This is a genomic window from Orrella sp. JC864 (assembly GCF_037026685.1).
In the GTDB taxonomy this organism is placed as follows: Bacteria; Pseudomonadota; Gammaproteobacteria; order Burkholderiales; family Burkholderiaceae_B; genus Orrella.
In genome coordinates this window covers 1-10,528 of sequence record NZ_JBANET010000041.1, presented here as the reverse complement: position 1 = coordinate 10,528, position 10,528 = coordinate 1, and the positions used below count along the sequence as shown (strand labels likewise).

Here is a 10,528-nt window from a genome sequence, read left to right as displayed (position 1 = left end):
GCGGCCCGGCGGCAAAAGGAACAGCCTTGCCAATCTAAACCGGCAGCCTGCCGGCGGCAAGGGCCGGCCGGGCGCCCCTATCCCGCGGCATGCCGCAGCGGCAGCTTGCTGTCGTGCTTGAGCTCGCGCAGCGACACGATGGTGCGGGTCTGACGGATGCCCGGCAGGTTGAACAGGAAGCGGTGCAGGAAACGGTCGTAGGCCTGCGGGCTTTCGACCAGGATCTTGAGCAGGAAGTCGGCATCGCCCGTGACCGCGTGGCATTCCAGGATCTCGGGCGCGTCGCGCACCGAGCGTTCGAAATGCTCGACCACGTCGGCCGAATGCCGCTCCAGGCCGATCTGCACGAACATGCAGCTGGACAGCCCGATCTTCTCGCGGTCCAGGCGCGCGCCGTAGCCGGTGATGACGCCAGCCGCCTCCAGTGCGCGCACGCGCCGCCAGACGGGCGCGGCGGACAAGCCGACCTGGTCGGAAAGCTGTTGGGCGGAAGCCCGGCCGTCCTGCTGCAAGCACTGCAATATTGATACGTCGATCTTGTCCATGAAGAATTCTTGAAACGTTCATTTCAAGTTATAGGGATAACACGACAAGCATACGCAATAAACGTGCGCCGCGGCGGGCCTACCATGACGGCATGGGCGCGGGCCATCCGGCTTGGCCCTTCCTTTCCGAGGCAGCCCGCCCATGGCAAACGACACCGTGCTGGACCAGGACTACGAGCTGGACGACAACCTGGCCCGCACCGAGGGCCGCATCTTCCTGACCGGCACGCAGGCGCTGGTGCGCATGCTGCTGGCCCAGCGCCGGCTCGACGCCGCGCAAGGCCTGAATACGGCCGGCTTCGTCTCGGGCTACCGCGGCTCGCCCCTGGGCGGCGTGGACATGGCCATGTGGCGCGCCCGCCAGACGCTGCAAGCACACCAGATCCGCTTCGTGCCGGCCATCAACGAGGATCTGGCCGCCACCATGCTGATGGGCACGCAACAGGCCGGCATGCGGACAGACCGCAAAGTCGATGGCGTGTTCGGGCTGTGGTACGGCAAGGGGCCGGGCCTGGACCGCGCGGGCGACGCGCTGCATCACGGCCATGCCGCGGGTGCCTCGCAGCACGGCGGCGTGCTGGTGGTGGTGGGCGATGACCATACGGCGGTGTCCTCCTCGATCCCGCACGCCAGCGAACCCTCGCTGATGGGCTGGGGCATGCCCATCGTGCACCCGGCCTCGGTGGCCGACTACGAAGCCTTCGGCTTGTGGGGCTGGGCGCTCTCGCGCCATGCCGGCACCTGGGTGGCCTTCAAGGCCGTGTCCGAGACCGTCGAAAGCGGCCGTTCGATGCCGGCCGCCCCGCCCGTCCCGTACAGCCTGCCGGGCGGCGGCGCGCTGCCCTACAGCACGCGCGAGTTCCTGGGCCCGGCCATCGAAACGCGCATGGCGCAGCGCCTGGAGGCGGTGGCCGGGTTCGCCGCCGCCCACAGCCTGGACAAGCTGCTTTGGCCCGCGCCCCATGCGCGGGTGGGCGTCATCGCGGTGGGCAAGGCCGCGCTCGATACCTTGCAGGCGCTGCGCCTGCTGGGCGTGGACGGCCAGGACGCCCGCGCGCCGGTGCGGCTGTACCAGCCCGGGCTGGTCTATCCGCTGGAGCGCCAGGGCCTGAGGCGCTTTGCGCAGGGACTGGCGCACATACTGGTGGTGGAGGAAAAAGGCGGCGTGGTCGAAGGCCAGGTCAAGGATCTGCTGTTTAACGACGCCGCGCGGCCCAGCGTGGCCGGCAAAGCCGCATTGTCGGGCGAGCCGCTGATCCCCGCGGCCGGCCAGCTTCGTCCCTCGCTGCTGGCCGGGCCGCTGGGCCGCTGGCTGCAGGAGACGGCGGGCCTGCGCACGCCCTGGCAGTCGCCCGAGTTCGCCCCTCCCGCATTCCTGTCCAACGAGGCCGACGGCCTGAAACGCACGCCCTATTTCTGCTCGGGCTGCCCGCACAGCACCTCCACGCGAGTGCCCGAGGGCAGCCAGGCGCTGGGCGGGGTCGGCTGCCACTACATGGCCACCTGGATGGACCGCAGCACCCAGGGCCTGACGCAGATGGGCGGCGAAGGCGCCGACTGGGTGGGCGCGGCGCCTTATGTGCACATGCCGCACGTGTTCCAGAACATGGGCGAAGGCACTTATTACCATTCGGGCTACCTGGCGATCCGGCAGGCCGTGGCCGCGCGCGCCCATATTACCTACAAGATCCTTTTTAACGATGCCGTGGCCATGACCGGCGGCCAGCCCGTGGACGGCCCGATCTCGGTGCCGCGGATCGTGCGCCAGCTGCTGGCCGAGGGCGTGGCGCGCGTGGCCGTGACCACCGACGAGCCGGCGCGCTACGCGCAGGTGCGCCTGCCCGAAGGCGTGCAGGTATTCGAGCGGCACGCGCTGGACACGGTGCAGCGCGAACTGCGCGAGATCCCGGGCGTGACCGTGCTGATCCACGACCAGACCTGCGCCGCCGAGAAGCGCCGCCGCCGCAAGAAGAAGACGGCCACGGCCAAGGCGGATAAGGCCGTGGCCGATCCGGCCCGACGCCTGTTCATCAACACGGCGGTCTGCGAAGGCTGCGGCGACTGCGGCGGCAAATCCAATTGCCTGTCCGTGGTGCCAGTCCAGACTCCGTACGGCCTGAAGCGGGCCATCGACCAGTCCAGCTGCAACAAGGATTTCTCCTGCGCCGACGGGTTCTGTCCAAGCTTTGTTTCGGTGCTGGGCGGCACGCTGCGCAGCCAGGCCGCCGCCGGTCCGGACCTGCAGGCGCTGCAGGCGCGCCTGCAGGCCCTGCCGCTGCCGCCGCCGGCCCGGCTCGAACGCCCCTTCAGCCTGCTGGTGGCCGGCGTGGGCGGCACGGGGGTCATCACCGTGGGCGCGCTGGTCTCGATGGCGGCGCACCTGGAAGGCCACGAGGTATCCGTGCTGGACCTGACCGGCCTGGCGCAAAAGGGCGGCACCGTGCTCAGCCACCTGCGCCTGGCGCCGGCCGGCCAGGGCGCCGCGCCGGTGCGCCTGGACTGGCGGCAGGCCGATACCGCCATCGTGTGCGACCTGGTGGCGGGCGTCTCGCCCGATGCGCTGGGCACGCTACGCGCCGGCGCGACGCAGGTGGTGGCCAATACTTATATAGCGCCCTTGCCGGATTTCATCCGCCGGCCCGAGGCGCTGGCGCGGCCGCAGGCCCTGCTGCAGAAGATCCGCCATGCCGCCGGCCAGGGGCAGCCCGCCACGCTCGATGCCCATGCGCTGGCCGAAGGGCTGTTCGGCGACGCCATCCTGGCCAATATCGTGATGCTGGGCTATGCCTGGCAGCGTGGCTGGGTGCCGGTCTCGCATGCGGCGCTGATGCGCGCGCTGGCGTTGAACGGCGTGGCGGTGGCGGCCAACCGGGCGGCCTTCGACGCCGGCCGGCTGGCGGCGCACGAGCCGCAGGCCCTTGCGGCGCTGCTGCGTGCGCCCGCGCAAGTGGTGGCGCTGCGCCGCCCCGAGACCCTGGCCGCGCTGGTGCACGAGCGCAGCCAGGATCTGGCCGCCTACCAGGACGCGGCCTATGCGCGCCGCTATCGCGAACGGGTGGCGGCGGTGGAGCGGGCCGAGGCCGCGCTGCGCGAAGCGGGCCAGGCGCCGCGCCTGGCCATGACGGTGGCGCGCCAGCTGTATCGCCTCATGGCATACAAGGACGAGTACGAGGTGGCGCGGCTCTATACCGATGGGCGCTTCGCGCAGTCGCTGCAGGAACGGTTCGCCGGCGACTTCAAGCTGAACTTCCACATGGCCCCGCCGCTGCTGGCGCGCAAGGATCCCCGTACCGGCGAGCCGCGCAAGATCACCCTGGGCCCGCGCACCTGGCACGGCCTGCGGCTGCTGGCGCGCCTCAAGCGCCTGCGCGGCACCTGGCTCGATCCGTTCGGCCACACGGCCGAGCGCCGCCAGGAGCGCGCGCTGCTGGCCGAATACGAAGCGGCGATCGAACGCCTGCTGCGCGATCTGCGCCCCGGCACGCTGGAGCAGGCCGAACGGATCGCCGCCCTGCCGGAACAGGTGCGCGGCTACGGCCACGTCAAGGCGCGCAGCATCGCGGCCTATCGGCAGGCGCTGGCCGGCGCCTTGCAGGACTACGGCCGGGGGACGGCCGAACCGGACCTGCGCCGCAGCGCATAGCCGGCCACGGCGGCCTCCGGGCGGGCCGCGACGGGCTTGCCCCGCCGCGGCGCCTCGGGTACAACCGCCGCTCTGCGTGCAGCTGGAAAAACCCGATGTCCCGTCCGAAACCGTATCACTCGACCGTGTTGTCCGTGCTTGGCGCCATGCAGGCGCAGCGCGTGCTCGATGCGCCTTGCGGCGACGGCTGGCTGGGGCGGGCCCTGCAGGCGCAGCCGGGCGCGGCCCGGCCCGACGGATTGGGGCTGTGGGAGTTTCCCGGCCCGCATGACGGCTATGGCGCCGTCGGCGAGCACGACCTGGACGAGCCGCTGGCCGCGCCGCAGCAGCCCTACGACGCGGTCGTGTGCTGCGAGGCCATCCACCTGGTGACCAACCCGGGCGTGCTGCTGCACAGCTTCAAGCGCCAGTTGCGCCCCGGCGGGCGCGTGGTGATCTCCACGCCCAACACCTGGTACACGCGGTCGCGCCTGCAGTTCTTCCTGCGGGGCTTTCATTCGGGCTTTGCGCCCATGGTCGGCAAGCGCCGGGGCGACTACATCACCTACTTTCCGTTCAGCTTTCCCCAACTGCACCTGCTGCTGACCCATTGCGGCTTCGAGGATGTGCGCATCCACGAGGTGGACGAACGCAAGCCCAAGCGCGCCATCGAGCACCTGCTGGCGCTGCCGGGCAGGATGTACTGCGCGGGCCGGCTGCGGCGGGCCGCCGACGAGCACGAGCGGCAATACTGGCGCCAGGCCGGCGGCCGGCAGGCCCAGCACGGCCGCTGGCTGGTGGTGTCGGCGGCGCGGCCGGCCGCCTGAGGGCCGCATGCACGGCGGCCGCGTTCGCGCTATGATGCGCGCCCCGCGCGCGCCCCAGGAGGCGCACGCGGGGCGGCCAAAAAGCATTGCTTGCCCGCCTGGGCGCTCGCTTTGATAGTGCCTACTTCGCTGTCTTGGCATAGCCGGCCAAGGGCCAGCATTCAGTAACAAAGCCGACTGCCCATGCCCTCGAAAAAGGTTGATGTCGTTACACCCCCTCACTAGAATTAGTACCAAGCCAGGGGTGGTACACTACATATAGTGGTCAAAGCGCCGCGATCCCGCTATCAGCGGAGTTACAAAGCCTGCTTCGTCCGTCCGGCCGCGCGCCGCGTCCCATCCCCCGCCCACCAGACACCCTAATGGCATGACTGCTGGCGTCATGCCTTGTTTTTCACGCACAGGAGCTTCCATGCAGACGACCTCCGCCGCCGATACGCGGCCTAGCACCGTGCCGCCGCAACCCCCCGCCCAGGAAAACGCCTCGACCGGCCAATGGAGCGGCTACCACATCATCCGCCGCAACGGATCGGTAGCGGGCTTCGAACCCGGCAAGATCTCCATCGCCATCACCAAGGCCTTCCTGGCGGTCAACGGCGGCCAGGGCGCCGCCTCGGCGCGCGTGCGCGAACTGGTCGAGACCATCACCGGCCAGGTGGTCAACGCCCTGCTGCGCAACCGCCCCAACGGCGGCACCTTCCATATCGAGGACATCCAGGACCAGGTCGAACTGGCGCTGATGCGCTCGGGCGAGCACGACGCCGCCCGCGCCTACGTGCTGTACCGTGAAAAGCGCGCCCAGGAGCGCGCCGCCCAGCAAGGCTCGGCGCCCGCCGCCGCCGAGCAGCACCCCAGCCTGCACGTGACCGAAAACGGCCAGCGCCGCCCGCTGGACCTGGGCACGCTGCGCACCACCATCGAGGCGGCAGGCGTGGGCCTGGCCGAATACATCGACACCGAAGCGATCCTGCGCGAGACGGTCAAGAACCTCTACGACGGCATCCCCGTCGACGAAGTCTACAAGTCGGCCATCCTGTCGGCACGCGCGCTGGTCGAGAAAGACCCCGCCTACAGCCAGGTGACCGCGCGCCTGCTGCTGCACACCATCCGCAAGGAAGTGCTGGGCAAGGAAGTGGCGCAGTCCGACGTGCCCGACGAATACGTGCGCTATTTCCCCACCTTCATCGCCAACGGCATCGAGAACGGGCTGCTGGACGCCGAACTGGCCACCTTCGACCTGCCCCGCCTGGCCAAGGCGTTGAACGCCAGCCGCGACCTGCAGTTCGGCTACCTGGGCCTGCAGACGCTGTACGACCGCTATTTCCTGCACGTGCGCGGCACGCGCATCGAGCTGCCGCAGGTATTCTTCATGCGGGTGGCCATGGGCCTGGCGCTGCGCGAGAAGGACCGCGAGGCGCGCGCCATCGAGTTCTACGAGATCCTGTCCTCGTTCGACTTCATGAGCTCCACGCCCACGCTGTTCAACTCGGGCACGCTGCACTCGCAGCTGTCCTCGTGCTACCTGACCACGGTCTCGGACGACCTGGAAGGCATCTACGAGGCCATCAAGGAAAACGCGCTGCTGGCCAAGTACGCCGGCGGCCTGGGCAACGACTGGACGCCCGTGCGCGCGCTGCGCAGCCACATCAAGGGCACCAACGGCGAAAGCCAGGGCGTGGTGCCGTTCCTGAAGGTCGTCAACGACACGGCCGTGGCGGTCAACCAGGGCGGCAAGCGCAAGGGCGCGGTCTGCACCTACCTGGAAACGTGGCACCTGGACATCGAGGAATTCCTGGAGCTGCGCAAGAACACCGGCGACGAGCGCCGCCGCACGCACGACATGAACACGGCCAACTGGATCCCCGACCTGTTCATGAAGCGCGTGATGGAAAACGGCGAGTGGACGCTGTTCTCGCCCTCGGACTGCCCCGACCTGCACGACAAGGTGGGCAAGGACTTCGAGCGGGCCTACGTCGAATACGAGCGCCGCACCGAGACGGGCGAGCTCAAGCTGTTCAAGAAGATGCCGGCCGTCACGCTGTGGCGCAAGATGCTCTCGATGCTGTTCGAGACCGGCCATCCCTGGATCACCTTCAAGGATCCATGCAACATCCGCTCGCCCCAGCAGCACGTGGGCGTGGTCCACAGCTCGAACCTGTGCACCGAGATCACGCTGAACACCAACGAGTCCGAGATCGCCGTGTGCAACCTGGGCTCGGTGAACCTGGTCGCGCACATGAAGCCGACCGCCGACGGCGGCTACGAGCTCGATCACGAGAAGCTGCAGCGCACCATCCGCATCGCCATGCGCATGCTCGATAACGTGATCGACATCAACTACTACGCCGTCAACAAGGCCAGGAACTCCAACGAGCGCCATCGCCCGGTGGGCATGGGCATCATGGGCTTCCAGGACTGCCTGCACATGATGCGCGTGCCGTACGCCTCGCAGGAGGCCGTCGAGTTTGCCGACCGCTCGATGGAGGCGGTGTGCTATCACGCCTATTGGGCATCGAGCCTGCTGGCCGAAGAGCGCGGCCGCTATCAGTCGTACGAAGGCTCGCTGTGGTCGCAAGGCATCCTGCCGCAAGACACGCTGGCGCTGCTGCGCGAAGCGCGCGGCGGCCATGTCGATGTCGACGAATCGAGCACGCTCGATTGGAACGCGTTGCGCGCGCGCATCAAAGAACATGGCATGCGCAATTCCAATTGCATCGCCATTGCCCCAACCGCGACGATTTCCAATATCATTGGCGTATCTGCGTGCATCGAACCGACCTACCAGAACTTGTACGTCAAATCGAATCTCTCCGGCGAGTTCACGGTCGTTAACGATTACCTCGTTCGCGATCTCAAGAAGCTCGGTCTCTGGGACGAAGTCATGGTCGCCGACCTCAAGTACTTCGACGGCAGCCTGTCCCGCATCGATCGGGTTCCGCCCGAACTTCGCAAGCTCTACGCCACCGCCTTCGAAGTCGAACCGGCATGGCTGGTGGAGTGCGCCGCGCGCCGCCAGAAGTGGATCGACCAGGCGCAGTCGCTGAACATCTACATGGCCGGCGCCTCGGGCAAGAAGCTCGACGAAACCTACAAGCTGGCCTGGCAGCGTGGCCTGAAGACCACCTATTACCTGCGCACGCTGGGCGCGACCAGCGCCGAAAAATCCACCGGCAAGGGCGGCGAGCTCAACGCCGTGCCCACCAAGGCGCAAGGCGCCGCGGTGGCGGCTGCCGGCGCGGCGCCCGTGCTGCCCGAACCTGAAATCCTCGGAGCGGTTTGCACCATGAAGCCCGGCGATCCCGGCTTCGAAGAGTGCGAAGCCTGCCAATAACCGACTCCGGAGAAATCAAGATGCTAGATTGGGAAGAAGACACCCGCCCGCAAACCGCCACCCAGCCGGCCGGCTCCGCCGGGGCCCAGCCGGGCGCATCGGCCGAGCCCGTGCGCGCGGCCTCGGGCGCGTTCGACGAGCAGCCGCTGCAACCGGCGCAAACCGGCGAGCCGGCCGGCGTGGGCACCGCCGGCCGCGTCAGGATGGCCGACAAGCGCATCATCAACGGCCAGACCGACGTCAACCAGCTGGTGCCGTTCAAATACAAGTGGGCCTGGGAAAAATACCTGGCCACCTGCGCCAACCATTGGATGCCGCAGGAAATCAACATGTCGCGCGACATCGCGCTGTGGAAGAACCCCAACGGCCTGACCGAGGACGAGCGCCGCATCGTCAAGCGCAACCTGGGCTTCTTCGTGACGGCCGACTCGCTGGCGGCCAACAACATCGTGCTGGGCACCTACCGCCACATCACGGCCCCCGAATGCCGGCAGTTCCTGCTGCGCCAGGCCTTCGAGGAGGCCATCCACACGCACGCCTATCAGTACATCGTCGAGAGCCTGGACCTGGACGAAGCCGAGATCTTCAACGCCTATAACGAGGTGCCGTCGATCAAGGCCAAGGACGAGTTCCTGATTCCCTTCATCGACGCGATCGCCGACCCGAACTTCAAGACGGGCACGCCCGAGGCCGACCAGACGCTGCTCAAGTCGCTGATCGTCTTTGCGTGCCTCATGGAAGGCCTGTTCTTCTACGTCGGTTTCACCCAGATTCTTGCCCTGGGCCGCCAGAACAAGATGACCGGCGCCGCCGAGCAGTACATGTACATCCTGCGCGATGAATCCATGCACTGCAATTTCGGCATCGACCTCATCAATACCGTCAAGCTTGAAAACCCCCATCTGTGGACGCCGGAATTCCGCGAGGAAATCCGCGAATTGTTCCGCAAGGCGGTGGAACTGGAATACGCTTACGCCGAAGACACGATGCCGCGCGGCGTCCTGGGCCTGAACGCCACCATGTTCAAGTCCTACCTGCGCTTCATCGCCAACCGGCGCTGCCAGCAAATCGGCATCGAGCCCCTCTATCCGCAGGAAGAAAACCCCTTCCCCTGGATGGCGGAAATGATCGACTTGAAAAAGGAACGCAACTTTTTCGAAACGCGCGTCATCGAGTACCAGACCGGCGGGGCGCTGAGCTGGGATTGATCCCGGCCGCTTGGCCCTTGGGCCGGGGGTGCTCGAAGCAGGTTTTTGCAAGCAGACATTACGGCAGGCGAGCTGGAAACGGCCGCTTGCCGGCGCCATTTGAGATGGCTCGCGCCACGGGAGCGGGGGCCATATCAAATGGTCGTGCGGCATTCATTAGCGCAAACCGAAGCGCTGTCGCCCGTTCGGGACAGGGGCTTGCGCCGATGAATAGCCCGGGTACGAACCGCCCTTGACCGGCCGGCGCGTGCCCGGGTTCAAGTTCTGGGACCCCTGAACCTAAGGAGCAAGACCATGGCAACTGCCAAGAAAGCCGCCAAGAAGGCGGCAGCAAAGAAAGCCCCGGCCAAGAAGGCGGCCGTGAAGAAGACCCCGGCCGCCAAGAAGGCCCCGGTCAAGAAGGTCGCCGCCAAGAAGGCCGCGCCGGCCAAGAAGGCCGCAACCAAGAAGGTAGCCGCCAAGAAGGCTCCGGCCAAGAAAGCCGCAACCAAGAAGGTAGCCGCCAAGAAGGCCCCGGCCAAGAAAGCCGCAACCAAGAAGGTCGCTGCCAAGAAGGCCCCGGCCAAGAAAGCCGCAACCAAGAAGGTAGCCGCCAAGAAGGCCCCGGCCAAGAAAGCCACGGCCACCAAGGCCGCTGCCAAGAAGGCTCCGGCCAAGAAAGCCGCGACCAAGAAGGTAGCCGCCAAGAAGGCTGCGCCGGCCAAGAAGGCTGCGCCCGCCAAGAAGGCCGCGGCCAAGAAGCCCGCTGCCAAGAAAGCGCCCGCCAAGAAGCCTGCCGCCACGCCGCCCTCGACGGCTGCCGCGCCGGGCGCCAAGACCGCGCTGAACCCCGCGGCCTCGTGGCCCTTTCCCACCGGCGGCCGTCCCTGATCGGACCGACCGGTAAGGCAGTACCTGAACCGCCCGGCTTGTCCGGGCGGTTTTTTGCCTTGGGCCGGCTCAAGGCAAAAACGGCCCGAACGGAGGGAGGGGTAGCCATGAAACGGTCGAGATTT

Annotated in this window: 6 protein-coding genes; 5 read left to right on the top strand and 1 reads right to left on the bottom strand. The window is 67.6% G+C overall.

Annotation, left to right across the window (positions count from 1 at the left end; all coding sequences use genetic code 11):
• Nucleotides 1-77: 77 nt before the first annotated feature.
• Entirely contained in the window at nt 78-545 is a 468-nt protein-coding gene (locus tag V8Z80_RS20625; protein WP_155197181.1) for an Lrp/AsnC family transcriptional regulator, read from the bottom strand.
• A gap of 142 nt (nt 546-687) precedes the next feature.
• On the opposite strand from V8Z80_RS20625, the gene V8Z80_RS20620 reads away from it, so the two are divergent.
• The 5 genes from V8Z80_RS20620 to V8Z80_RS20600 all read left to right on the top strand — a co-directional run bounded on the left by V8Z80_RS20620 (nt 688) and on the right by V8Z80_RS20600 (nt 10,403).
• Nucleotides 688-4,188: an indolepyruvate ferredoxin oxidoreductase family protein gene (locus V8Z80_RS20620; RefSeq protein WP_336063306.1), complete on the top strand. Its 3,501-nt coding sequence runs from the start codon at nt 688-690 to the stop codon at nt 4,186-4,188.
• Nucleotides 4,189-4,283: 95 nt separating this feature from the next.
• The gene (locus tag V8Z80_RS20615) at nt 4,284-4,994 is read left to right on the top strand and encodes a methyltransferase domain-containing protein (protein ID WP_336063305.1); all 711 of its coding nucleotides are present in this window, start codon (nt 4,284-4,286) and stop codon (nt 4,992-4,994) included.
• Between the two features lie 412 nt (nt 4,995-5,406).
• Entirely contained in the window at nt 5,407-8,325 is a 2,919-nt protein-coding gene (locus V8Z80_RS20610) for a ribonucleoside-diphosphate reductase subunit alpha (RefSeq protein ID WP_336063304.1), read from the top strand.
• Nucleotides 8,326-8,345: 20 nt separating this feature from the next.
• The gene (locus V8Z80_RS20605; protein ID WP_336063303.1) at nt 8,346-9,533 is read left to right on the top strand and encodes a ribonucleotide-diphosphate reductase subunit beta; all 1,188 of its coding nucleotides are present in this window, start codon (nt 8,346-8,348) and stop codon (nt 9,531-9,533) included.
• 294 nt (nt 9,534-9,827) lie between these two features.
• Nucleotides 9,828-10,403, top strand: coding sequence for a histone H1-like DNA-binding protein (locus V8Z80_RS20600; RefSeq protein ID WP_336063302.1), 576 nt, complete (start codon nt 9,828-9,830; stop codon nt 10,401-10,403).
• Nucleotides 10,404-10,528 lie beyond the last annotated feature (125 nt).